Annotated in this window: 22 protein-coding genes; 10 read left to right on the top strand and 12 right to left on the bottom strand. The window is 73.8% G+C overall.

The genetic code is table 11. From position 1 onward, the window contains the following. Nucleotides 1-100 precede the first annotated feature (100 nt). From ACFVYL_RS03640 to ACFVYL_RS03630, 3 genes are read right to left on the bottom strand one after another with little or no spacing between them, the layout of a single operon-like run. On the bottom strand, nt 101-1,150 hold the full coding sequence (locus ACFVYL_RS03640; protein ID WP_389712659.1) for a hypothetical protein: 1,050 nt from the start codon (nt 1,148-1,150) through the stop codon (nt 101-103). After that, nucleotides 1,147-2,514 (bottom strand): MFS transporter, encoded by a 1,368-nt coding sequence (locus ACFVYL_RS03635; RefSeq protein ID WP_389712658.1) that lies wholly within the window; start codon nt 2,512-2,514, stop codon nt 1,147-1,149. The genes ACFVYL_RS03640 and ACFVYL_RS03635 overlap by 4 nt, the downstream gene beginning before the upstream one ends. Before the next feature lie 19 nt (nt 2,515-2,533). Then, the gene (locus ACFVYL_RS03630) at nt 2,534-3,511 is read right to left on the bottom strand and encodes a metallophosphoesterase family protein (protein WP_389712657.1); all 978 of its coding nucleotides are present in this window, start codon (nt 3,509-3,511) and stop codon (nt 2,534-2,536) included. 337 nt (nt 3,512-3,848) lie between these two features. On the opposite strand from ACFVYL_RS03630, the gene ACFVYL_RS03625 reads away from it, so the two are divergent. From ACFVYL_RS03625 to ACFVYL_RS03615, 3 genes are all read left to right on the top strand, one after another. Further along, nucleotides 3,849-6,878, top strand: coding sequence for a DEAD/DEAH box helicase (locus ACFVYL_RS03625; protein ID WP_389712656.1), 3,030 nt, complete (start codon nt 3,849-3,851; stop codon nt 6,876-6,878). A 170-nt stretch (nt 6,879-7,048) separates the two neighbouring features. After that, the gene (locus ACFVYL_RS03620; protein ID WP_389712655.1) at nt 7,049-8,569 is read left to right on the top strand and encodes an SWIM zinc finger family protein; all 1,521 of its coding nucleotides are present in this window, start codon (nt 7,049-7,051) and stop codon (nt 8,567-8,569) included. 131 nt (nt 8,570-8,700) lie between these two features. After that, nucleotides 8,701-9,129: a hypothetical protein gene (locus ACFVYL_RS03615; RefSeq protein WP_389712654.1), complete on the top strand. Its 429-nt coding sequence runs from the start codon at nt 8,701-8,703 to the stop codon at nt 9,127-9,129. 73 nt (nt 9,130-9,202) lie between these two features. On the opposite strand, the gene ACFVYL_RS03610 is transcribed toward ACFVYL_RS03615, so the two are convergent. The 3 genes from ACFVYL_RS03610 to ACFVYL_RS03600 form a co-directional block, all read right to left on the bottom strand. Then, nucleotides 9,203-9,640, bottom strand: coding sequence for a DUF3574 domain-containing protein (locus tag ACFVYL_RS03610; RefSeq protein WP_389712653.1), 438 nt, complete (start codon nt 9,638-9,640; stop codon nt 9,203-9,205). Between the two features lie 243 nt (nt 9,641-9,883). Then, on the bottom strand, nt 9,884-10,429 hold the full coding sequence (locus tag ACFVYL_RS03605; protein WP_389712652.1) for a 2'-5' RNA ligase family protein: 546 nt from the start codon (nt 10,427-10,429) through the stop codon (nt 9,884-9,886). A 70-nt stretch (nt 10,430-10,499) separates the two neighbouring features. Continuing rightward, nucleotides 10,500-11,066 (bottom strand): FABP family protein, encoded by a 567-nt coding sequence (locus tag ACFVYL_RS03600; RefSeq protein ID WP_389712651.1) that lies wholly within the window; start codon nt 11,064-11,066, stop codon nt 10,500-10,502. Nucleotides 11,067-11,375: 309 nt separating this feature from the next. On the opposite strand from ACFVYL_RS03600, the gene ACFVYL_RS03595 reads away from it, so the two are divergent. Continuing rightward, a complete protein-coding gene (locus ACFVYL_RS03595) occupies nt 11,376-12,455 on the top strand; it encodes a phosphatidylinositol-specific phospholipase C domain-containing protein (protein ID WP_389712650.1) in 1,080 nt (359 codons plus the stop codon). A 41-nt stretch (nt 12,456-12,496) separates the two neighbouring features. Here ACFVYL_RS03595 and ACFVYL_RS03590 read toward each other — a convergent pair whose 3' ends face one another. After that, entirely contained in the window at nt 12,497-13,453 is a 957-nt protein-coding gene (locus ACFVYL_RS03590; RefSeq protein WP_389712649.1) for an endonuclease/exonuclease/phosphatase family protein, read from the bottom strand. Nucleotides 13,454-13,626: 173 nt separating this feature from the next. Between ACFVYL_RS03590 and ACFVYL_RS03585 the strand changes: the two genes are divergently transcribed. From ACFVYL_RS03585 to ACFVYL_RS03570, 4 genes are all read left to right on the top strand, one after another. Then, nucleotides 13,627-15,018: an amidohydrolase gene (locus ACFVYL_RS03585; protein WP_389712648.1), complete on the top strand. Its 1,392-nt coding sequence runs from the start codon at nt 13,627-13,629 to the stop codon at nt 15,016-15,018. 48 nt (nt 15,019-15,066) lie between these two features. Then, nucleotides 15,067-16,284, top strand: a complete 1,218-nt coding sequence (locus tag ACFVYL_RS03580) for a cytochrome P450 (RefSeq protein WP_389712647.1) — start codon at nt 15,067-15,069, stop codon at nt 16,282-16,284. 90 nt (nt 16,285-16,374) lie between these two features. After that, entirely contained in the window at nt 16,375-17,058 is a 684-nt protein-coding gene (locus tag ACFVYL_RS03575) for a DUF899 domain-containing protein (protein ID WP_389712646.1), read from the top strand. A gap of 162 nt (nt 17,059-17,220) precedes the next feature. Further along, nucleotides 17,221-17,400, top strand: a complete 180-nt coding sequence (locus tag ACFVYL_RS03570; RefSeq protein ID WP_389712645.1) for a hypothetical protein — start codon at nt 17,221-17,223, stop codon at nt 17,398-17,400. A gap of 81 nt (nt 17,401-17,481) precedes the next feature. Here ACFVYL_RS03570 and ACFVYL_RS03565 read toward each other — a convergent pair whose 3' ends face one another. After that, nucleotides 17,482-17,907, bottom strand: a complete 426-nt coding sequence (locus ACFVYL_RS03565; RefSeq protein ID WP_389712644.1) for a hypothetical protein — start codon at nt 17,905-17,907, stop codon at nt 17,482-17,484. A 66-nt stretch (nt 17,908-17,973) separates the two neighbouring features. Then, entirely contained in the window at nt 17,974-18,474 is a 501-nt protein-coding gene (locus ACFVYL_RS03560; protein WP_389712643.1) for an ATP-binding protein, read from the bottom strand. A gap of 159 nt (nt 18,475-18,633) precedes the next feature. Here ACFVYL_RS03560 and ACFVYL_RS03555 point away from each other — a divergent pair, with 159 nt between their 5' ends. Together ACFVYL_RS03555 and ACFVYL_RS03550 are read left to right on the top strand one after the other, a co-directional pair. Next, the gene (locus ACFVYL_RS03555; RefSeq protein ID WP_389712642.1) at nt 18,634-19,494 is read left to right on the top strand and encodes a helix-turn-helix domain-containing protein; all 861 of its coding nucleotides are present in this window, start codon (nt 18,634-18,636) and stop codon (nt 19,492-19,494) included. 2 nt (nt 19,495-19,496) lie between these two features. Then, a complete protein-coding gene (locus tag ACFVYL_RS03550; RefSeq protein ID WP_389712641.1) occupies nt 19,497-19,817 on the top strand; it encodes a DUF397 domain-containing protein in 321 nt (106 codons plus the stop codon). Between the two features lie 29 nt (nt 19,818-19,846). On the opposite strand, the gene ACFVYL_RS03545 is transcribed toward ACFVYL_RS03550, so the two are convergent. The 3 genes from ACFVYL_RS03545 to ACFVYL_RS03535 all read right to left on the bottom strand — a co-directional run bounded on the left by ACFVYL_RS03545 (nt 19,847) and on the right by ACFVYL_RS03535 (nt 23,781). Continuing rightward, the gene (locus tag ACFVYL_RS03545; RefSeq protein WP_389712640.1) at nt 19,847-20,557 is read right to left on the bottom strand and encodes a dual specificity protein phosphatase family protein; all 711 of its coding nucleotides are present in this window, start codon (nt 20,555-20,557) and stop codon (nt 19,847-19,849) included. Nucleotides 20,558-20,647: 90 nt separating this feature from the next. Next, a complete protein-coding gene (locus ACFVYL_RS03540) occupies nt 20,648-21,628 on the bottom strand; it encodes a hypothetical protein (RefSeq protein WP_389712639.1) in 981 nt (326 codons plus the stop codon). After that, nucleotides 21,625-23,781, bottom strand: coding sequence for a PEP/pyruvate-binding domain-containing protein (locus ACFVYL_RS03535; protein WP_389712638.1), 2,157 nt, complete (start codon nt 23,779-23,781; stop codon nt 21,625-21,627). Before ACFVYL_RS03535 ends, ACFVYL_RS03540 begins: the two co-directional genes overlap by 4 nt. Nucleotides 23,782-23,930 lie beyond the last annotated feature (149 nt).

Below are 23,930 nucleotides of genomic sequence, written 5' to 3'. Positions count from 1 at the left end.
CAGGTCCGAGGCCCGGTCCGGTGGGGTCATGCGGTGAGCGTGCGGGATCGGGGCCGCGTACGCATCCCTATTGCGCGGCGGTGCGCGGTCCGGGGCCGTCTCAGCGCACCGCCGTCGGGGAACTTGCGCCCCGTATCCGCAAGGTGGGGCGTGCCGAGCCGTTGGCCGGGGTGGACCAGATGTTCTGTCTGCGGCCTGACTTGCCCGGGAGGGCGTACGCGAGGGTGTCGTCGTCCAGCCAGGCGGCCTGGTCGTCGACGCTGTGCTGTTCGGCGACGGGGTGCTCGCGCATCGTGCGGAGGTCGAGGACGTACAGCCGCCAGGGGTCCCGAGTTCCCTTCCGTACCCGCTTCTTGAAGGCGATGCGGGTGTTGTCGGGGGAGAGGGAGGGGCACTCGACGTTCGAGCGCAGGGCGGTCGCCGCCCACTTCTTCATGTCGCCGCGCACGAGGTACGTCTTGCCCTTGGTCGAGACGGTCGCGTAGAAGCGGTTGTCGTCCTTCGCGAAGGTCACGCCCCAGTAGTTGACGTCGGGGGAGTGGTGGCGGCGGCCGTCGATGGTGAGGGGGATCTCCTCCATGTTCTTGATCAGGTAGCCGGTGCGGGTGTCCAGGATCGAGGTGCGGGTGGAGAAGGACGAGCCCGCGTAGGAGTCGCCGGTGGCGAACATCGTCCAGGACAGCATCCGGCCCGACGCCGAGACGCGCGCCCGGTTGGGGATCCCGGTGAGCGCGATGCGGCGCTTCTCGCGGAGCCTGCCGTCCAGGACGACGGCGTACGACTTCGGCGGGATCCCCGCGCGGCGCTGCAGGCACAGGCCGGTGTCCGCGGCGGCGTAGAACCGCTCGCAGGAGGGGCCGCCGGCGGTGCGGGCGGCCGTGCGGGACGGCTCGCGGGACGCCGCGGCAGTGAGGGGCAGGCGGGCGACCCGGCCCGAGCCGCCCTCCGTGCTGCGGAAGTAGAGGTGCCCCCGATCGAGGCCGAACTCCGAGGTGGCGTCGGCCGATTCGGCGCGCTGCGCGGCGTGCAGGGTGTACGTGACGGCGACGCCCGCGAGGACGGCGGCGGCCGCGGAGACCGCCACGATCCGGGAGCGGAGGGAGCGGAGGGAGGAGGCGAGGGGGCTGCGGGTTTCGGGGGGCGGGGTCATGGGCGCCTTTCGGAGGGCGGAAGCAGGACGGCCGCGCCGGCGAGCGCCACGGTCAGCGCGAGCACCGCGCAGGTCAGCGCGGTCCCGACGCCCCACAGCGTCCAGGCCGCCCCGAACCCCGCGGCGGCGAGGAGCCGGGCCAGCGCCTGGCCGGTCTGCAGGACCGCCATGCCGCTGGCCCGCCGTCTCTCGGTGACGACCGGGGCGACGAGGGCCATCAGGACGCCGTCGGTGGCTGCGTAGAAGATGCCGAGCAGGAGCAGTACGCCGATGAGCAGGGGCCAGCCATCGGTGGGGGAGAGCAGGAGGAGGTAGCCGCCGAGGAGTGCCACGTGCCCGGCGAGGAACGGCACGCGCCGTCCGGCGCGGTCGGCGAGCCGTCCCGCCGGAACCGCGAGCAGCAGGTAGACGGCGGCGGAGCCCAGCGGAAGCAGCGGGAACCAAGAGATGGCGAAGTCGAGCCGTCGCTGGAGCAGGAGGTAGAGGAAGGAGTCGCCGATGGTGGCTGCGCCGAGCAGCGCGGCCGCGACCAGGACGCGCCGGAAGGCGAGGATCCGGAGGAGTCCGAGCGCCCTGCCTGTGTCTGTGCCTGTGCCTGTGCCTGGGGCAGTGGCAGTGCCTGTGCCTGGGGCAGTGGCAGTGGCTGTGTCTTTGCCCGTGCCCGTGCCCGTGCCTGCGGCGGGTGCCGAGCGCGGTCCTGGCAGGGGCGCGGGGCCACCCAGGTGACCCGGCACGAACGCGACCAGGATCAGCACCCCGAGCAGCCCGAAGCAGAAGCTGACCACGAACACGGCGTCGTACGCGTCCGCGGTCGCCCACAGCAGCGCGAACGCGGCGAGCGGCCCGAGCAGCGCGCCCGTCGTGTCCATCGCGCGGTGCACACCGAAGGCGCGGCCCAGCGCGTCGGGCGGGCTGCTCAGCGAGATGAGCGCGTCGCGCGGCGCGGTGCGCACGCCCTTGCCGATGCGGTCGGCGGCGAGCGCCGCGCCGATCCCGGCGGTGGCGCCGCCCGCGAGGAGCAGTCCGAGCCGGGACAGCGCGGAGAGGGCGTAGCCGCCGCCCGCGACCAGTTTGTGCCGCCCGCCGCGGTCGGCGGCATACCCGCCGGCCAGCCGCACCAGCGCCGTGACGCCGTTGTAGAGACCGTCGAGGAAGCCGAACTGCAGCGGGGAAAGCCCGAGTTGGAGGACGAAGTAGAGCGGCAGGACGGCGGTGACCATCTCGGAGGAGATGTCCGTGACCAGGCTGACCGCGCCCAGCGCGAGGACGGGTCCCGCGACGCGGCCGCGCCGGGCCCCGGACCGCTCCGGGGTCCCGGTGGCCGCGTCGCCCTTGGTGGCCGCGCCGGTGGAGGCGAGGTACATCGCAGGGCTCCCGCCGGGCTCAGTGACAGGAGTAGGACGGGCTGGTGTCCTTCGTCGAACCGTCCGTGGCGAGGAGGTTCCACGAGAAGCCGGTGTCGGTGAAGTTCAGCTTGACCACGCCGAAGGTGTTGGTGATCCGCTTCTGGCTGTTGGGCTGGACGTCCTCGATCTTGTACGGGTTGGCGCCGCCCATGCCGCCGAGCAGTTCGACGAGGCCGTTGGCGTCGGCCTTGCCGTCCGCGTTCTGCGGGGCGAAGCGCTCGTAGTGGTGGTCGTGGCCGTTGAGGACCAGCTCGGCCTTGTTGTCGTAGAGCAGCTTCCAGACCGGGCGGCTCACCGGGTCGTTGCCGTGCTCGCCGGAGGAGAAGAGGGGGTGGTGCCAGTACGCGGCGACGCACTTCTTGGAGTTGGCGGCGAGGTCGTCCTTGAGCCAGTCGATCTGCGTGTCGTCGTCGAAGCTGTTGGAGTCGAGCGCGATGAAGTGCCAGTTGCCCTGGTCGTAGCTGTAGTAGCTCTCGCCGTCGGGGTAGGCGACGGACCCGAAGTAGGACTTGTAGCCGGCGAGGGACCCGGCCGGGTCGTACGTCTCGTGGTTGCCCGCGACGGGGTGCGTCTTGCTCTTGAAGGCGCCCCACGTCTTGTCGTAGTACCTCTGGAAGTCCTTCAGGCGGGCGTCGTCGTACTGGTTGTCGCCCATGGTCATCACGAAGGACGGGTTGATCTGTTTGACCAGGGCCGCGGTCTTGGGGTGCTTGCAGCTGCTGCTGCTCGCGGTGCACTGCTCGGCGATGTCGCCCGCGGCGACGGCGGTGAAGCCGGCCCGGGGCGCGGCGGGGGAGGCGTCGGCCTCGTCGGCCGGTGACCAGAGCAGCACGCCCCCGACGAGGGCGAGCGCGGCGCCCGCTGCGACGGGGACGCCGATGCGGGCCTTGGTGGCCTTGGTGGTCTTACTGGCTTTGGTGGTGCGGGAGTTCATGGCGCGTGGGGTGGGCGACATGTCCGTCTCCTCGGTTGGCGTGGGGGTGCCGGGCCGTCTGGGGGAATCCTGGCGATGCGGCATGTGCGCGTCAATAACGTGGGGTGAATTATTGTTAGGAAACTTTCCTTCCAGTGTTCACGCGGTGGGTACGGGGGTGCGGTTGCCGTGGCGGCGGCGACTGCGCGATATCCCGACCGCGCGATATCCACTGCGGGTGCGGTGGGCGGCCGCGGGGGGATGCGGTGGCAGCCGCGGGGGAGGCAGCGGGTGCGCCGGTGTTGTCAGTGGTCTCGCCTAGGGTGGCGAGCGCGGGGACAGGTGACGTGAGCTGGGGCTGAGTGAGGCGGCGGTGGCGGTGACGACGGAGACGGGCGCGCGGGCGGCGGGCGGGACGGAGGCAGGTGACGCCTTCCTCGTACGCTCCTGCGCTGCCGTGTTCCTCCCCGCCGATCCACCCCGCCAGGGCAGGCTGGCCTTCTGGCGGCCGGACGGCGGCGACCTCCCGGAGCCTGCCGGGCCCGACGGCGTGCGCGGCGACCTCGTCGTCGCCCGCAAGCACGGCGAGGGCGCCCGCGGCCGCCCGGTCCCCGCACTGTTCCTGCCGGTCGCCGATGCCGTGCGGCTGCTGCTGCGCACCGACCGCCCACACCCCGCCACGGCCTGCTGGAGCGTGGCCGCCCGGCACGCGCTGCACCTCGCGGCGCGGGGCAGCCTGCTGCCCGGCCTGACCACCGGGGACCTGGACGCGTGGCGGGCGGGACCGTTGGACGAGGCCGACGTGGCCCACCTGCGGGCCATCGCCGCCGCGCTGCCCGCCGAGGCGCACGCCGTACCGCTGCCCGGCCCCGGGCCGCTGCGCCTGCCGCAGCCGTTCGCCCTGGTCAGAGCCTTCGTCGACGCGGTGGTCGACGCCCTGCCACGTACCCCGGCCGCCGTGCACGCGGTCGGCGCCCCCTTCGCCGCGCGCGAGCCGCAGCGGCTGCCGGGGGCGCGGGAGTGGGCGGCCGAGGTCGCGGCCGGGATGGATGCCGGGGTGCGGGTGTCCCTGCGGCTCGACCTGCGGGCGCACGAGGTGTTCGACGGCGGCGAGAGGGACGCAGGCGAGGGGTTCGGCGACTCACGCTCCGACTCAGGCTCAGGCTCCGACACCGGCTCGGCGGGCAGCGGGGAATGCTCCGCCGACTCCGACTCCGACTCAGGCTCCGGCTCCGCGGGCAGCGGGGAAGGCTCCGCCGAGGTCGTCCCCCGTTCCGCCCTGGCCAGCCCCGCAGCCGCCGTCGTCCAGGTGCACAGCCTCGCCGACCCCGCCCTAGTGACGGACGTGCCCGGCCTCTGGGCGGGCACCGACCACTTCGGGCCGCGCGCCCGCGTCGACACGCTGCTCGCGCTGCGCCGCGCCGCCCGCGTCTGGCCCCCGCTCGGCAGGCTCCTGCAGCGGCCGCGCCCCGACGTGCTGCCGCTGAGCGAGGAGGAGTTGTACGACCTGCTCGGCGCCGCGGCAGGCCGGCTCGCCGCGGCCGGAGTCGCCGTCCACTGGCCGAGGGAGCTCACCCGAGGCCTCACCGCCACCGCCGTCGTCCGCCCGGCCCCCGGCACCGCGGCCGACAACTTCGACTTCTTCAAGACCGAGCAACTCCTGGAGTTCCGCTGGCAGGTGGCGTTCGGCGACCAGGACGCGCCGCTGACCGACGCGGAGCTCGACGTGCTCGCGGAGGCGCACCGTCCGGTCGTCCGCCTCCGGGACCAGTGGGTCCTGGTCGACCCCGAGCTCGTCCGCAAGGCGCGCAAGCGGGACCTCGGTCTGCTCGACCCGGTGGACGCCCTGTCGGTCGCGCTCACCGGCGCGGCGGAGGTCGACGGCGAGCGGGTGCCCGCCGTCCCCGTCGGCGCCCTGGCCCGGCTGCGCGAGCGCGTGACGGGCGACCTCGACATGGTCGCCCAGCCACCCGGCCTGCACGCCACCCTGCGCGACTACCAACTCAGGGGCCTGGCCTGGCTGGACCGCATGACCTCGCTGGGCCTCGGCGGCTGCCTCGCCGACGACATGGGCCTCGGCAAGACGATCACGCTCATCGCCCTGCACCTCCACCGGGCGCACCCCGCCCCGACGCTCGTGGTCTGCCCCGCCTCGCTCCTCGGCAACTGGCAGCGGGAGATCGAGCGGTTCGCCCCCGGCGTGCCGGTGCGCCGCTTCCACGGGGCGGGCCGCACCCTCGCGGGCCTGGACGACGAGGGCGGCTTCGTCCTCACCACCTACGGCACGATGCGGACCAGCGCGCCCGAACTGGCCGCCCAGCAGTGGGGACTGGTCGTCGCGGACGAGGCCCAGCACGTCAAGAACCCGCACGCGGCGACGGCGAAGGCCCTGCGCACGATCCCGTCCCCGGCACGCGTCGCGCTCACCGGCACCCCCGTGGAGAACAACCTCTCCGAGCTGTGGGCCCTGCTCGACTGGACGACCCCGGGCCTGCTCGGCCCCCTGAAGGCGTTCCGCGCCCGCCACGCGCGCCTGGTGGAGGGCGGCGAGACGGCCGAGAACGACGAGGCCCTCGACCGGCTGGCCAGACTGGTCCGCCCCTTCCTGCTGCGCCGCAGGAAGTCGGACCCGGGAATCGCCCCCGAACTCCCGCCGAAGACGGAGACGGACCACCCCGTCACGCTCACCCGCGAACAGACCTCCCTCTACGAGGCCGTGGTGCGCGAGACGCTGGCCCGCATCGAGGCGTCGGACGGCATGGCCCGCCGCGGCCTGGTCATGAAGCTGCTGATGGCGCTGAAGCAGATCTGCAACCACCCGGCGCAGTACCTGAAGGACGGCGCCCTGACGACGCGGGCGGGCCGCCCCCGCTCGGGCAAGCTGGAACTGCTCGACGAGCTCCTCGACACGATCCTCGCGGAGTCGGAGAGCGCGGGCGCGGTCCTGGTCTTCACGCAGTACGTGGAGATGGCCCGCCTCCTGGAGGAGCACCTGTCGTCCAGGGGCATCCGGACCCAGCTCCTGCACGGCGGCACGCCGGTCCCGCGGCGCGAGGAGATGGTGGACCGCTTCCAGTCGGGCGAGATCCCGGTCTTCCTCCTCTCCTTGAAGGCGGCGGGCACGGGCCTGAACCTGACCCGCGCGGGCCACGTGATCCACTACGACCGCTGGTGGAACCCGGCGGTCGAGGAGCAGGCCACCGACCGCGCGTACCGCATCGGCCAGACGCAGCCGGTGCAGGTCCACCGGCTGGTCACCGAGGGCACCGTCGAGGACCGCATCGCCGAACTCCTCGCCGCGAAGCAGGCGTTGGCCGACGCGGTGCTCGGCGAGGGCGGCGAGTCGGCGTTCACGGAACTGTCGGACGCGGAACTGGCCGACCTGGTGGCGCTGAGGAGGACGGCATGAAGCCTCGGGGTGCTGAGGAGGAGGATGGCGTGAAGGCGCGGGGCGGGGCGACGCGAAGCGACGGGTCGGGCAGGGCCTCTCGGGGTGGTGGACCGGGTGGCGGGTCCCGTCAGGGCGGCGGCGCGGGCGGCGGACCCAGGCGGGGCGGCGGTCTGGGCTGGGCCAGTGGCATGAGCGAGACGAGCCGCATGGGCAGCGGCCGCGTCTTCCCCGCACTGCCGGCCTGCCCCGACCCCCACACCCCCTTCGCCACCTCCTGGTGGGGCAACGCCTGGACCGACGCGCTGGAGGAGAGCGCCCTCGACCAGGCCCGCCTGGCCCGCGGCCGTACGTACGCGCGCGAGGGCGCGGTCGACACGATCACCGTCGCGCCGGGCCGCATCGTCGCGTACGTGCACGGCAGCCGCCCCCGCCCCTACCGCGCGGAGATCCGCCTGCGGACGATGCTCCCCGAACACTGGGACCGCTTCCTGGACGCGGTGGCCACCGACCCCGCGCACATCGCGGCGCTGCTCGACAAGGAGATGCCGCACGCCTTGGCCGACGCGGCGACCCGGGCGGACGTCCCGCTCCTGCCCGGCGCACGCGAACTGGCTCCCTCCTGCACCTGCCCGGACCGCGGCCACCCCTGCAAGCACGCGGCCGCGCTGGCCTACCAGACGGCCCGCCTCCTGGACGCCGACCCCTTCGTGCTCCTGCTGCTGCGGGGCGGGGAGGAACAGGACCTGCTGGACGAGCTGGCGCGCAGGAACGCGCAGAAGTCGGCGGTGGAGGCGGCGGAGGCCGCGGCGGACGAACACCGGGCGGCCCGGTGGCAGTCGTCGTCCGGTGAGACTCCGCCCCCGCACGGCTCCGGGCAACCGGGCGGCTCCGGCCAACCACACGGCTCCGTGCTTCCGGACGGCACCGTGCCGCCGGACGACTCCACCTCTCCGGATGACTCCACGTCTTCGGACAGCCTCACGCCTCCGGCCAGCCCCACCCGTCCGGACAACTCCACCTCTCTCTCCAGCCCCACCCCTCCCCCCAGCCCCGCGCCCCAGGACGGCCCCGTCCTCCCCGGTGTCCTGGCCCGCGAGGCCCTGGCCACGGAGTACCGCTCCCCGCTCCCCGCCCCGCTGTCTCCGCCACCCCACCCGGGCGAGCCGCCGGTCCTCCCGTCCGTCCCCGGCGCCCCGGACCCGACCGCCCTGGAATTCCTGGTCACGGACGCGGCAGCGCGTGCACACGCCTACCTCACCAGCGGCACGGATCCCTTCACCGCCACGTCGCCCTGGCACGACGCGGTCCGCCTCGCGGCCTCGCACCCCGGCCTCACGGGCCGTCGCACGTTCAGCCGCCAATTCGCCGAACTGGCCAGGTCGGTGGGGAGCACCCCGGCGGACCTCTCCCGGGCGGCCGCGGCCTGGCGCCAGGGCGGCGAGGAGGGCCTGACGGTCCTGGAATCGCCCTGGGACCCCCCGGCGGGCCCGTTCGACCGGGCCAGGGGAGCCCTGGTCGCGGCGGACCTGCCCCGCATGACGATCGACCGCAACCACCTCACGAACGCGGAGGGAACGCTCCAGCTCCGCTACGGCAGAGACGGCCGCTGGTACCCGTACCTGAGCGAGCCGGGCGGCGGCGACTGGTGGCCCGAGGGGGAGGCGGACGGGGATCCGGTGGGGGCGTTGACGGGCATGACGGAGGCATAGCGGACGCGCGGCAACCCCGATCTCCAGAGGTTCAGCTCGCAGGCTCCGTGGGCCGACTGCCGGTGGGTTGTCGGTGGGCCGCGCTACGGTGAAGGCCTTGTACGCGGGGATACGCGGAGAAAGGGAGGCCTGTGGACGCGGAGTTGACGGCACTCGCGGCGGCGGGGGCGACGGCGCTCGTGCAGCAGATGGTGACCGACGGGTGGACGCAGGCGCGGGGTCGGATCGCCGGGTTCTTCTCGCGCGGCCGGGGCGGTGCGGAGGACGTCCTCGCCGGTGAGCTGGAGGAGGCACGTGCCGAGCTCGTCGCCGCGCGCGACGCCGGGGACGAGGACACCGCGGACGAGGTGCGGACGGAGTGGCGTTCACGGCTTCGGCGCAGGCTCGCGGCGGACCCGGCGGCCGCTGCCGAACTGCGCGCCCTGCTGGACGAGTTGGCCCCCGGGTCAGCCTCGGACGCGCAGCCGGGCAGTGTCACGTACAACAACACGATCAACGGCGGCACGTATCACGCCACGGTGATCCAGGCCGGGACCGTGCACAACGGCACCGACCGGTAGGGGCCGGGGCGGCAGTACGGCCGGGTGGCGACCGGGTTCCCGGCCGCCACCCGCCCAGGTCCGGAACCGGGGTTCAGAAGTCGACCCGCGTCCGCTCGTCGAGCCGCGCCACCGAGTCCTGCGCGAACGCCTTCTCGTAGTCGCTGCGGATCTCTTCGATCTGGACGTCCCGCCGGCGCGCCTCGTCCGTCGGATACAGCAGGATCAGTTCGTACGAACGCTCGCGCTCGATCTTGCCGTTGGAGTCGCGCCACTGCCCGCGCCCGTCCTGGACGGTCAGCCCGTCGGGGAAGCTCGGCGTGACCTCTTTGTCGATGAAGCGCATGAACTGCTTGTCGGTCACGGCGGGTCCGCCGTCGGGCCGTTCGGTGCCGAAGAAGAGCCGGGTCTCGTTGAAGGGCTTGCCGCGGGCGACCGTCGAGGTGGCGGGCGCCGGTCGCGACTCGTCGTCCAGCGAGGCGTACGCGGCAGGAGCCCCCGCGGCCAGCACGGCGGTGACGGCACCGGCCACGGCGAGTCGGGTGCGGGAGGCGCGGGTCCTGGAAAAGCGGGTCCTGGAAACGCGGGGCCTGGAGATGCGGGGAAGCGTGCGGGGCACGGGCGGATCCCTTTCTGTCAGGGCTGCTTGTTCTGCCGGTTCTGCATGTCCGTAGATCCCTAATAGATCCCTAACGGCAGCACGACGAGACTGACACGCACGCCTCCTCCGCGAGGGGCACCCGCACCGCGGCGACCGGATGTCGTCGCGTTCCGGTCAGCCCAACCGGTACGCCGCAAGGTCCCGCCAGGCGCCTCCCGGCCCGTCCGTCACGATCAGATGGACGGTGTCCACGTGGCTGGTGAGCGGCAGGTGCGGGGCGAGTTCCGACTCCAGGGCGTCGTAGGCCTGACGGTGGGTCTCGGGGCCCTCGTGGTTCGCGAGGGTGAGGTGGGGCGCCAGGGGCGGGTCGAAGATGCCTCGGTAGGGGACGGCTTCGGGCCAGCGGCGCGTGAGGGACTCGGTGAGGGCGCGTACGGGGGCGTCTGGGGTCGGTGGGAGATAGAGGACACCCGGGTAGCGGCGGAATTCCGTGAACGTCAGCGTGAACGGGGCCCGGGCGGCGAAGAGGTTCCTCAGGTCCGCGTGGGCGGACGAGGTGAGACGGGACGCGTTGAGGAAGGGGTAGAGCACCGTCACGTGGGCCGGGAAGCCCGCCCTCACCAGGGAGTTCGCCTCGGGGATACGGATGGTCAGGGCCGTGTCGCCCGGGCGGTCCGGCCAGCCGTCGCCCGCCGCGTCGTCGTCCGCTGCGGACGTCATGGCCTCCGCCGCGGATGCCATGGCCTCCGCCGGGGGTGCTGTCACTTCTCGTGTTCCGGTGCTCATGGCGTCACGCGTCGGGCGCGGCCCGGTCCTCGCGTCGCAGGCGTGCCGAGAGGTGATGCTGCAGGGGCCGGCCCACCGCCGCCAGGTCGTGCGTGAACGTGAGCGTGCCGTCGTCGGTCAGGGTGTAGCGGCGACGGGTGGCGGTGACCTCCTTCGCGGTGGGGGTGAGCGCCACCTCGTGGGTGGAGAGATCGACCGTGCCGTCGGCCGCGTGCCCGACCGAGATCTCCGCGATGCCGGTGGGCTGGGTGACCAGCGCTTCCACCCGGCCCTCCGGCTGCAACCGCCACCAGCCGCTCTCCCGCGCCGCGGGGCGAAGGGGCGCGCCGTCGGCGTCGAGCAGCCAGGCCCGGGCCTCGTAGCGGAGGAAGGGGCGGCCGTCGTGGCTGAAGGTGACTTCCTGGGCGTAGGTGAAGTCGGCGGGGAGCGTCGGGTATTCGCCCTGGCCCCGGCCGTGCCAGGTGCCCAGGAGGCCGAGCACCGGCGAGAGCAGCGCGTGCGGCGCGGGGGCCGCGTGCGGGTGGTGGCTGTCGGGGTACGGGAGCTGGTGCTCCGGCGTGAGGTCGAACACGGGGTGGGCTCCTGGGGTCGGGGCGAGTCGGGGGGGGGCGGGTCTGGGGCGGGGTGCGGCGGTGCGCGGTGGTGCCGTGCGGTGTGCGGTGCCGGGAGGAAGCTTAGGGCGCCGCCCGGAGGCCCGGACGGCACAGGCACCCCGGCCCCCCCTCGTAAGACGCCCGGCCCCCCCTCGCAAGAGGCCCCGCCCCCTCTCGCAAGACACCCCCGTAAGGCACCCCGTAAGACGCCGTCTTCCCCAGCGTCACCCGATTCCCTTACGTTTCCCGGGACTTGTTCAGAGCATGACGAGAAGGCGGTGGGCCTGATGGGGCGCAAGGGCGTGCGGAGTCTGCTGGTGGGGGCGCTCGTCTGCTGGGGCGCACTCGGCGGGGCCGGAGCCGGAGCGGAGGCCTCGGCGGACCCCGGCGGCGCGGCCGGTCCCGCGCCCGGATCCGCGCCCGGATCCGCCTATTCCGCCACGACCGGCGTCGGCGTCCACAACGCCTACGAGAAGGCGAAGTACCCGTACTTCGCCGACGCCCTCGACTCCGGCGCCGGCATGCTCGAACTCGACGTGTGGACCAATGCGTTCGGCAGTGGATGGCGGGTGTCCCACAGCAACCCCGTCGGGAACGACAACAACTGCGAGAACGCCCAGAGCCCGGCCGAGCTGCGCACCAAGCCGCGCGACCAGAGCCTCGCCGGGTGCCTGAAGGACATGCGCAGCTGGCACGACGCCCACCCCGGGCACCGGCCGATCCTGGTGAAGGTCGAGTTGAAGGACGGGTTCCAGGGCCGGCGCGGGCGCGGGCCCGCCGACCTCGACGCGCTCCTCACCGGCGCGCTCGGCGACGCCGTCTACCGCCCCGGTCGGCTCGCCGCAGGACACGCCGGGCTCGACGACGCCGTACGGGAGAAGGGCTGGCCCGCACGCGCCGAGCTCGCGGGGAAGTTCGTGGTCGAGCTGATCCCCGGCACCGTCGAGCAGGGCAACCCCGCCGACACCCTCTGGACGGACCGCGAGTACGCCACCCACCTGCGCGATCTCGCCGCCGCGGGCCGGCTCGGCGAGGCCGCCGCCTTCCCCGCCGTGCTCGGGGCGGAGGCCGGTGACCCGCGCGAGCGGTACGCGGACGCGTCGATCCGGCCGTGGTTCGTGCTGTTCGACGGGGACGCCTCCGCGTACGCGGGCGGTGGCATCGACACCCGGTGGTACGCCGACCGGCGCTACCTCGTCGTCATGACCGACGCCCACAGCGTCGCCCCCGCCATCGACGGGACGCGACCGACCGAGGCCCAGGCCCGGGAGCGGGTCGCGCTGCTCGCGGGCAAGCACGCCAGCATCGTGTCCGCCGACTGGTACCCGCTGCCCGGCGTCCTGTCCACCGTGCTCCCGCGCGGCTGACGCCGCCCGCGCCCGCCCGGCCGGGGATATGACACAGGCTCTCAGGGCTGGATCCGGATCCACACCGGCGCGTGGTCCGACCCCGCCGCGTCCCGCCGTACCGCCGGGTCCTCGTCCGCCACGGACGGCAGCGCGGCCGCCGCGGCGCCCGGCGCGCCCGTGCCCGCCGTCCGCACCTGGTCCAGGAGGCCCCGGCTCACCAGGACGTGGTCGATGAGTTCGCGGCGGCCGGCGTGGATGCGGGAGAAGCGCTCTTCGGGTGGGATCAGCGGGGCCACGTCCCACAGCCGTGCCGCGTCGCCCTTGTCCGGGCGGTCGAAGCCGGGCGTGCCGATCTCGGAGCCGGGCGGGCCGAGCAGGATCTGCGTGGTCGCCGCGCCGACCTCGTCGTTGAGGTCCCCGAGCACCGCGACCCGGTGCTCGCGGCCGTCGCCCCACAGCAGCCGGTCGGCGAGCGCGCGCACCGCGGTCGCCTCGGCCGCGCGGCGGTAGAGGGCGTACGCGCCGTACCGCGCCCGCTCGCCCTCGTCGAGCGGCTTGAAGCGGCCGCCGGGGTAGGACAGGAGCTTGGACTTGAGGTGGCAGACGACCACGTCGAAGAAGAACGCCCGCGTCGACACCGTCACCGCGAGGATCCCGCGCCCCGTCCGCGCGGTCGTGCGGCCGGTGTCGTCGGTCTGGACCGGGTGCAGCGGTTCGGGGAAGCCGTCCTCGTCGGTGACGACGGAGACCGGCAGGCTGGTGAGGAAGCCGACCCGGATGCCGCGGTCGTCCGCGTGCCGCGAGAGCGTGACGTGCCAGCTGCCCTCCAGCAGGCCCGCCAGGTCCTCCAGGGCGGCCGGGTCGCCGACCTCCTGCACGCCCAGGACGCTCGGCCGCAGCTCATTGACCGTCGCCGCGAGCGAGGCCAGTTTCGCCTCGTACGCGGACTTGTCCCTGGGGCCGAACTTTCCGCCGGGCCGGTAGAGGTTCTCCAGGTTCCACGTGCCGATGATCATGACCGACTCCCTCGTCCCGATCCCGTATCCCGATCCCGTGTCCCGATCGCGTGCCCTGCTCCTGTGCCCCGATCCCCGGTAGGCCCCGTCCACTCGGCGGGTGAGGTCAGCGTGCCCGCAGAACCGGCCCCGCGACAGGGCCGCCGGATGCGCACTCGCACTACCTTGAAGAGATGACGCCGCCTCCCGCGCCCGGCCCCACCGGACTCATCACCCACGGCCCCGCCGACCTCGTCGTGACCGGCTGCACGGCACTGACCCACGATGCGCGAGGGGAGATCGTCTTCGTCGACGACGCCACGGTCGTCGTACGCGACGGCGTCATCGCCTCGGTCACGGCGGGCGGCACCGGCGACCACATCCCCGCGGCCGCCGAGCGCATCGACGGCCGCGGCACGGTCGCGCTCCCCGGGCTCGTCAACTGCCATACGCACACCCCGATGGTGGCCCTGCGCGGCCTCGCCGAGGACCTGCCGGCCCATGCGTGGTTCAACGACTGGATCTGGCCCGTCGAGTCCAACCTGACCGGGCGCGTCGTCGGGCTCGGCGCGCGGCTCGCCTGCGCCGAGATGATCCGCGGGGGCGTCACGACCTTCGCCGACCACTACTTCGCCATGGACGAGGTGGCCGCGGCCGCCCGGCAGAGCGGCCTGCGCGCCGTCCTCGGCCAGGCCTACTTCAGCTCGCAGGGGCCCGAGGGGCGGGCCGCCTCCCTCGACTTCGCGCTCCGGCAGCGGGGCGCCGCCGACGGCCGCATCACCACCTGCCTCGCCCCGCACGCCCCGTACACCGTCGACGGGGCAGACCTGGCCGCGACCGCGGAACTGGCCATGGAACACGGCCTGTTGGTGCACATCCACGCCGCGGAGAACCGCGAGCAGACCGACAACAGCCTGGCCCGCCACGGCCGTACCCCCATCGAGATCCTGGAGCGCGCGGGACTCCTCGACACCGACGTGCTTCTCGCCCACGCCACCGGCCTCGACACCGACCGCGACCTGCCTGTCCTGCGCCGCGCCCGCGGACGCGTCGCCGTCGCCTCCGCGCCCCGCGGCTATCTGAAGTTCGGCTGGGACACCACGCCCGTACGGGCGCTGCGCGAGGCCGGCGTCCCGGTCGGCCTGGCGACCGACGGCGCCGCGTCCAACAACACCCTCGACGTGTGGGAGTCCATGACGCTCACCGCGCTCGTCCAGAAGTACGTGGAGCGCGACCCCACGTGGCTGACCGCCCGCCAGGCCCTGGACCACGCCACCCTGCAGAGCGCGCGGGCCGTCGGGCTCGGGGACGAGATCGGCAGTCTCGCCCCGGGCCGGCGGGCCGACCTGGTCCTCGTCGACGTGACGGGCCCGCACACCCAGCCCGTGCACGACCTCGCCGCCACACTCGTGCACAGCGCGCGCTCCGCCGACGTGCGCACCACGATCGTGGCCGGCCGGGTCCTGATGCGCGACCGGCGGCTGCTGACCCTCGATGTGCCGGACATCGTGGGGGAGTTGAGCGAACTGCTCCCCGAACTGACCGACCGGAGCCACGGCGGACGGATCCAGGAGTACGAGGGGTGAGCTGGGCCGGCGCCCCGGCCACCGTGACGCGCTGCCTAGGGTTGGAGCATGGCGACCACCTCTATGGACCCCCAGCACCAAAACCCCCAGCACCAGGACCCCGCCGATGGCCTTCTCGACGATCCGTACGGCGTGTACGCGCGGTTGCGCGAGACCGCGCCCGTGCACCGCGTCGCGGGCACCGACGGCAACCCCGCCTGGCTCGTCACCCGCTACGACGACGTGCGCGAAGCCCTCGCAAACCCCCTGCTCTCCCTGGACAAGAGCCACGCGCTGCCCGGCAACTACCGCGGCTTCACGCTGCCGCCCGCCCTCGACGCGAACCTCCTGAACATGGACCCGCCGGACCACACCCGCGTCCGGAGCCTGGTCGGCCGGGCCTTCACCCGGCGCCGCGTCGACCAGCTGCGGGCCCCCGTCCGCGGCGCCGCCGAAGCCCTCCTCGACGCCGTCGAACCGCTCGGCCGCGCCGATCTGATCGCCGCGTACGCCGCGCCGCTGCCGATCACCGTCATCTGCGACCTGCTCGGCGTGCCGGAGGACACCCGGCCCGACTTCCGGGAGTGGACCGACGCCCTGGTGGCGCCCGACCCCGCACGCCCGGAGAAGGCCCGGGAAGGCGTCGTCGCCCTGCTCGCCTTCTTCACCCGGCTGCTCGCCGACAAGCGGAAGAACCCCACCGACGACATCCTCTGCGACCTGATCGCGGTGCGGGACGCGGGGGACCGGCTCAGCGAGGACGAGCTGATGTCGCTCGCCTTCCTCATCCTCTTCGCCGGGTACGAGAACGCCGTGCACCTCATCGGCAACGCCGTGCTCGCACTCCTCGACCACCCGGAACAGTTCGCCGCGCTGCGGGCCGACCCGGCTCTGCTCCCCGCCGCCGTCGAGGAGTTCCAGCGCTACGACGGCCCCGCCCCGCTCGCCATCCGCCGCTTCCCGCTGCGGGACGTCACGATCGCGGGCGTCACCATTCCCGCCGGCGAGACCGTGCTGCTCTCCCTGGCCTCCGCCAACCGCGACCCCCACCGCTTCCCCGCCCCGGACCGGCTCGACCTCGGCCGCGACGCCGGGGGCCATCTCGCGCTCGGGCGCGGCATCCACCACTGCCTCGGCGCACCCCTCGCCCGCCTTGAGGCGGAGACCGCGCTCGGCGTCCTCGTCGAGCGTTTTCCGCGCCTCGCGCTCGGCGTGCCGCGAAGCGAGCTCAGGTGGCGCCCCACCATCCGGGCCAGGGGGCTCGTCGAACTCCCGGTGATTCTCTGAAAGTTCTTCGCCCGCGAGCGATGAGTTCCGCGAACCCCACCGGTCCACCCTTCGCAGACGTACGTGCCCGAAGGGTGGAGGAGACACGCCATGGGACTTCCGGAGATCGTCACGCGCGAGGAGTGGCTCGCCGCGCGTGAGGAACTGCTGGCCAAGGAGAAAGCCGCCACCCGCGCCCGTGACGCGCTCAACGCCGAGCGGCGCAGGATGCCGATGGTCGAGGTCGACAAGGAGTACTACTTCGACGGTTCCGACGGGAAGGCGACCTTGCTCGACCTCTTCGACGGCAAGGACCAACTGATCGTCTACCACTTCATGTTCGCCCCGGAGTGGGACGCGGGGTGCCGCAGCTGCTCCGGGTTCCTCGACCAGATCGGGCACCTCGCGCACCTGCGGGCCCGTGCCACGAACTTCGTCGCCGTGTCGCGCGCCCCGTTCACCAAGCTGCTTGCCTTCAAGGCCCGGATGGGCTGGACCGTGCCCTGGTACTCGACGAACGGCGGCGACTTCAACTACGACTTCCTGGCCTCGTTCCCCGAGGAGCCCCGCGACGTGCCCGCCGTCAACTGCTTCCTGCGGTACGGCGACCGCGTCTTCCACACGTACGCGACGTTCGCCCGCGGCCTGGACGGCCTCGGCTCCACCACCAGCCTCCTCGACCTCACCGCGCTCGGCCGGCAGGAGGAGTGGGAGCTGCCCGAGGGGCGGGCGTCGGTGTTCGGGGCGCCCGCGGGCAGCGCGCGGGTGCGGTTCCACGACGAGTACGAGGACTGACCCGCTCGGCGTCCCTTCTCCTCACCCCCCGGGGAGAACCCTGGGATATCCCCCAACTCCGTTTCAGTTCGGTCACGTTGCGATCCCTGAGGCCCGTCCCGAGCGTTCTCCTCGGTACAGAGTCTTCGGACTGCGTACGGAACGACACGGGGGACAGGGACGATGATGAACGGACGAACGGTACTGGAACGTTTTCCCGCGGGCGGGCCGCGCGGATCGTGGCCCGCGGAGGAGTTCGCGCGGGCCCGCCGCCAGGAGGGTCAGGACGCGGAGGTGGTCATGGACTTGGCCTCGGACACCTTCTTGGTGACGATCCCCGCTCTCGTGCCAACCGCAGCATGAGGAGCCACCCCTGAGGGCCCGCCAGGGCCCTCCAGGGGCGCGGGGAACTGCGCGCCCAGCCCCCACACCCCCGCGGAGCGCCTACGCGCTGAGGGCCCGGGACCACTCCGGAGTGGTCCCCGTGACCCGGCACAGCGCCAGGTACAGCGGAATCGGCGGAGTATAGGGAACGTCGTCCGGAGGGCGGTTGATCAGCACCGGACGACAGTCGGCGTCCCGCACCACCGCTCCCGCCGAATAGGCGACCGGAGCGGGCCACTCCATGGCGACGTCGGAGTCCGCGGGCACGATCCACCACCAGCGCGCCTCGTCCTCGTACACGCAGCCGACCCGGGGCAGCCGTGCCATCACCCGGGGCCCGAAGGCCGCGGGCACCGCCACCGCGTCGCAGCCGAGCGGCTCGGTCATGCCCTCGGGCAGATCGAGCCGCGGGAGTGGTGAGGTCGGTGACGGCCGTCCGGTGCGCTGTCGTTGCCGCGACAGACGCACCAAGGTGTTCAGGTCCAACGGCCGTACCGTACCCGCGCTCACATGCCCCCCGCCCGCATCACTGCCACGTTCGTTCGTTCCGTTCTACGCACACGCCGGCGTCGACACCGACGTCTCCCTCGGCAACTCCGCCCACACCGTGAGCCCGATACCGGGCCCTGCGTCGTGGACGCCCCACGCGCTGCTCACCGCATCGACAAGGAGCAGTCCCCTCCCGTGCTCCTCATCGGCCCCCCTGTGCACCGGACGCGGCATGCCTGACCCGCGTCCTTCGTCACGTACGGCTATCCGCAGCTTCTCCGGATCTGCGCAGAGCTCGCAGATGATCCGCCTGCTCGCGGTGTGCACCACGGCGTTGGTGACCAATTCGGAGAGTACGAGCGCCGCCGCGTCGCAGGCGTCGTCGTCGCGCACCGCCCACCCGTCCAACTGTTCCAGCATCAGGCGTCTGGCCTGTGCGACGGAGCCGGGACGTGGTGCGAGGGCGAAACTGACGCAGACCTCGGCGTCCTCGGGCCACGCCTCGGCGAGATCGCCAGGACGGCCTTCGGTGGCTTCGGTTCGTAACGGCGCGGGCGGAGTCACGCTCTCCACTATCGCCCCGCCCAGAACACCTTGGCAAGGGCCACTCTGAAATGTGCACAGTGGCGTGTTCCTCCGTGACGGCGCATGGCACACTGCTCGCTACGGCTCGCGGTGCGGTGTGGGTCGAGGCAACGCGCCAGTCAGGTGGAGGTAGCAGACGTGAGCGAACCGCGGTCCGCGCCGACCGTCGGCCAGGTCGTTCTCGGTCGTCGCCTGCAGGACCTGCGTGAGAGCGCGGGCCTGAAGCGCGAGGAGGCCGCGAAGATCCTGCGTGTCGCCCCCGCCACCGTCCGGCGCATGGAGACGGCCGAGGTCGCGCTGAAGATCCCGTACCTCCAGCTGCTCCTGAAGTCCTACGGCGTCGCGGACGACGAGGCCGAGGCCTTCGTGACGCTCGCCGAGGAGGCCAACAGGCCTGGCTGGTGGCAGCGGTTCCACGACATCCTGCCGGGCTGGTTCAGCATGTACGTCAGCCTGGAGGGCGCCGCAAGCCTCATCAGGTCGTACGAGCCCCACTTCGTACCGGGGCTCCTGCAGACCGAGGAGTACGCGCGCGGCGTGATGCACTCCGGCGCCATCGGCCAGACCCGGCCCGCCGACATCGAGCGGTACGTGGCGCTGCGCATGGAGCGCCAGTCGCTGCTCACCCGTGAGGACGCGCCCCGGCTGTGGGTGGTGATGGACGAGACCGCTCTGCGCAGGCCCGTGGGTGACGCCCAGGTGATGCGGGATCAGATCGACCGGCTGCTCGAAACGGCCGAAATGCCCCACGTCACCCTGCAGATCGCGACCTTCGCGGCGGGCCCGCACCCCGGGACGTACGGGCCGTTCGTGCTCTTCCGCTTCGCCATGGCGGAACTGCCCGACATGGTCTACAGCGAGTACCTGACCGGCGCCGTCTACCTGGACGCGCGCAAAGAGGTGGCCACTCACCTGGAGGTCATGGACCGCATGGCGGCGCAGGCCGCCACCGCACAACGCACGAAGGAGATCCTGCGGGACCTCCGCAAGGAGCAGTGACAATGGACCGACATCGAGCCGGAACGCGCCCTGCCGGTCCGCGTTCACCGGGCGGCCGCGCCGACTCGCGGGGCGAGGCCCGTACGGAATCCCGGATCTACAACGGCATGCCCGCCCGCGACCTCGGCACCGAAGGCTGGTACAAGCCGTGGAGCGGCGGCAACGGCGGCAACTGTCTGGAGGCCATGAAGCTGGCCGACGGCCGCGTCGCCGTGCGCCAGTCCACCGACCCCGACGGCCCCGCGCTCATCTACACGCGTAGTGAGATCACCGCGTTCATCCAGGGGGCGAAAGCGGGCGAGGCGGACTTCCTGCTGTCCTGACCCCTCCTGCGGCCGAGGTCACGTCCCGCTCACACCCAGGACCACATCCTGCGCGGCGCGTCCACGAGGCGGCTGAGCGCGATCACCGGCAGCGGGGGCCGGTGCACCTGGTCGCGGTCGAGGCGCAGCGCGTAGTAGATCTGCTCGACCGAGGGCGGGCCGACCGCGAGGTTGCGCAGCGCGGCCTCCCTCGACGAGTCCTCACCCGTACGGACGAGATAGGCCGCTGCCATCGTCCCCGTACGCCCCACGCCCGCGCCGCAGTGCACGAACACCGGCCCCGGCGCCGTGCGCACGACCCGCAGGAAGCGCCCGACCTGGGCGGGCTCCGGGGTCTGTCCGTCCCGGATCGGCAGCCGTACGACGCGCAGTCCCGCCCGGCGCGGCTGGTCGCGCTGCGCCGGGGTCAGGTCCTCGGCGCGCAGGTCGACGACGGTCGTGAAGTGCAGGCGCGCGAGGCTGCGGTACCCCTTGGTCGAGGGCACGGCCCCGCGCCACAGCCTCCCGCCGGAGTCCACCGGCCGGAAGTGGTGGATCCCCTCCGCCCGGATCGAGCCGCGCGGCTGGGCGCCGGTGCTCCGCGCCCAGTCGGAGAGCGCGAGGATCCCGAGGGACCCGGTGGCCCAGAGCGCGAGATACCCGAGCGCGCACCCGGCGAGGACGCGCCAACAGATGCGGCGCAGACGGCGCCGGAGCGGCGGTGGGGGAGCGGGCGGCGGAGCGGTGGGGAATGCAGCCATGGGGAGACCCGGGGGTAGGAGGCGGGTGTACTCGTAGCGTAACGGGCCCCGGGTAAAAGGGAGTTGAAGATCCGCCGCGGCGGTGCGGGATCAGCTGTCGGCGGGGTCGTCGTCATCGGCGTCGGTGTCGCCGATGCCGAGGACCGTCAGGTGCGCCTTGTCCAGTTCCGTGTCCTCCAGGCAGCCGCGCAGCCGCATGCGGTCGTGGTCGGTGAGGGCGGGGCGTACGACGCCCGCGTAAAGGTCGTCGTCCAGGGTGCCGAGCGCCGCGTGGCGCAGCGGGGCGGAGGTGGAGTCCCGGCAGCGTTCCCAGAGTTGGTGTGCGGCCAGGGTGCGGCGCTCGGGCGTGGCGTCGCCGCCGCGCATCCGGACGCGCAGGAGCACGGACGTCGCCGCCGACTCGTCGGCATGGCCCTCGCGGGTCTGGGTGAGCTCGGCGAGGCCCACGACGAGCCCGGCGAGCAGCGCGGCGCCGACGGTGGCGACGGCGAGGACCCTGACCGTGCGGCGCCGGTCGCCGCCGGGCACCGGAGGCAGGTCCTCGATCCCCGTGCCGGGAGGCGGGGCCGCGAGAACGGCGAGCCGCCCCGCGAGCCGCCGTTCGGCGACGGGCCGCGCGGTCGCGGCGGCGAGCCGCTGCACGAGCCAGGCCAGCCCCGACAGGAGCACCCCGGCCACCATGAGCACCGGCACGAAGACATACGTACGGCTGCCCGGGTCGTCCAGCCAGCGGAACCGGGCGCCGCCCGCCTGCCCGCCCCCCTCCCCGGCCGGGTCCTGGCGCAGGCGCACGAGGAGGTCCTGCCGCGGCTGCCGGTCCGCCTCGTCGGCGCCGGGCTCGCGGGGGCGGCTGTCGTACGGGCGGCTGTCGTACGGCCGGGCCTCGATGCGCTCCTCCAGGCGCGACAGGCGCCCGAGCAGGGTCACGCCGAGCAGCAGTACCTCGACGACCAGGAGCAGCACCCCGCACAGGATGGCCCGTTGCCACTGCCAGCGGTACAGGTAGACGACCAGATAGACGGCGGCGCCCGCGGCGGCCGCTCCGCCGAAGAGGTAGACGAGCCGCCTCATCGCGCCACCTCGGGCCCGGTCCCGGACGCATCGGGCAGCGGGACGTCCGCCAGGCGTACGTCGCCCGTCGTGCCGTCGAGGGTGAGGCGGCTGCCGGGCGGGATGCGCCGTACCGCGTCCGTGGCGCCGACCACGGTGGGGAGGGCGAACTCCCTTGCCAGCAGCGCCAGATGGGACAGCGGGCTGCCGGTCTGTGCTATCAGGCCCGCGAGTTCGGGCAGCAGGGGCGCGAGTGCGGGGTCGAGGGTGCGGACGACGAGGACGGCGTCCGGGGGCCGTACGCCGGTGCCGTCCCACGCGGTGCCGGACGCCCGGCCGCCGGACACGCCCCGGCCGCCGCACCCGGCGGCCGCCTCGCCGCCTGTGGCCCCCTTGGCTGAACGGCGGCGGCGCGGCGGCCGTTCGGCCACCACCGTGCCGCCATCGGCGCCGCTCCCCGTGCCGCCCTCCGCGAGCCGGAACGCGTCCGGCAGCGGCGCGGACGCGGACCGCGGCAGCCGTTCCCCCACGTCACCGGGGAGCGGCAGGCCGGCCAGCGCGCCCATCAGCTCGTCCCAGCGCAGCAGCCCGATCCGGCCCGCGTCGCCGAGCGGCGCGCCCTGCTCCACGAGCCGTCGCGCGGCCTCGCGGACCAGCCGTACCTGCAGCTCCTGCGTCCAGCGGATCCGCAGCCGCAGCGCCTCACGCGGCCCCAGCGCGCCGGTCGTGGCGGGCGGTGGCGTGCCGTGCGCCGTGACCGCCTCGGGCAGGCGCACGTCCTCGTGGAGGCTGGGCACAAGCAGTGCGAGCACCACCGGGTCCGTCGCCACGACCCGCTCGTCGGACAGGCCCGCGGCCCGGCCGCGGGCGAGCGCGGCCAGCGCCGAGCCGGCCGCGGTGACGGTCCCGGGGTCCGGGAGCAGCGCCCCGCACAGGGCCTCCTGGGCGTGCAGGGAGACGAGGGCGGCGCGGGTCCAGCGGAGCGTCGTGGCGAGGGCGGGCGCGGAGAGCCCGGTGGGGGCGGGCGTCTCGGTGAGGCGGCGGTCGACGTCCGCGGCGAGGTCGAGCGCGAGGCCCGGCAGGGCCGCGGTCAGCCGCCCCATCCGCCACGCCGCGGCGAGCCTGCGGGCGCTCGGCGCCGGATTGAGCAGCGCGAGCCAGGGGTGCGGTGGCGCTGCGGCGCCGAGCAGCCGCAGATCCGCCGCCGCGTATCCGCCGACCACGGTGACCACCGGCGTCCTGCGCAGCACGCGGCGCGGTGCGGCGCCCCCGATGTCGAGCGCGGCGGCGAGCCCGCGGGCCATCGGGGTGATCCACAAGTCCTCCTCCAGCGGCTGTAGCCGGCCGGGCAACGTCTCGGCCACGGGGCCGGGGCCGAGGAGCCGGGCGCCGCGCCGCGGCCGGGCGGCCATGGCCGTGATGGGGCGGCTCTGGAACAGCCACAGGCGTCCGCCGGCCCCGTCGAACCCGAACTCGACGTCCTGCGGCCCGCCGAACACCTTGCGGGCGCGCCGGGCGAGCCGGGCCAGGCGGTGCAGCTCGGCCGCCGTCAGGACCTGCTCGGCGCCGGGCGGCTCGGTGCGCAGGACGCGCCCGCGGCGGCTCAACGTGTGGTTGGTGCCGGGCTGTTCGCCGCTGACGAGCGTGTCGGGGCCGCCCCGCACCGCGCTCACCAGCATCCGGTCGGCCCGCCCCTCGACGGGGTCGGCGCCGAACAGCACGCCGCCGACGCGCGCGGCGAGCATCGGCTGGACGAGGACGGCCATCGGGGCGGTCGTGCCGTCGGGCCCGCGCGCGGAGTCGAGGACGGTGCGTACCGCCGTACGGAAGTCCGCCCAGCCCCGTACGTCGAGCACGGACGCGAACTGCCCCGCCAGGGACGACTCCTGGGTGTCCTCCTGCGGGGACGACGACCGCACGACCAGGGCGAGGGCGCCCTCGGCGGACAGCTCGCCCCAGGCCCGGCGCAGCGCGTCGTCCTCGCCGGTGGCGGTGAAGCCGGACGGGATGACGAATCCGGGCAGGACGGGGAGCCCGGCGCGGGTGGCCCGGGCGAGGTGCGCGGCCTTGGAGCCGGCGACGTGGGGGAGCGCGGCCCGTGGGTCGTCCAGGTGCAGCGGGGCGGGCGCGGGGGGCATGGCGCGGGATGAGGGGTGTTCATGCAACGTCGTCATCGGGCACCCTCCAGGACCGGCCGCCTACAGGGGGGACGCGCGGGGGTGGCCCTGCGCCTGACGGCGGAACGAAGGATCTCGGCGGGGCGCCCGCGGGGCCGTGGTTCGGTTCGGCAGGTGACACGCCATCTCCGCCAACGATCCCATCG

Source organism: Streptomyces sp. NPDC058308, from assembly GCF_042880275.1.
GTDB lineage: Bacteria > Actinomycetota > Actinomycetes > Streptomycetales > Streptomycetaceae > Streptomyces.
The sequence above is the reverse complement of the archived record's forward strand: the minus strand, read 5'-3'. Positions and strand labels throughout refer to the sequence as shown.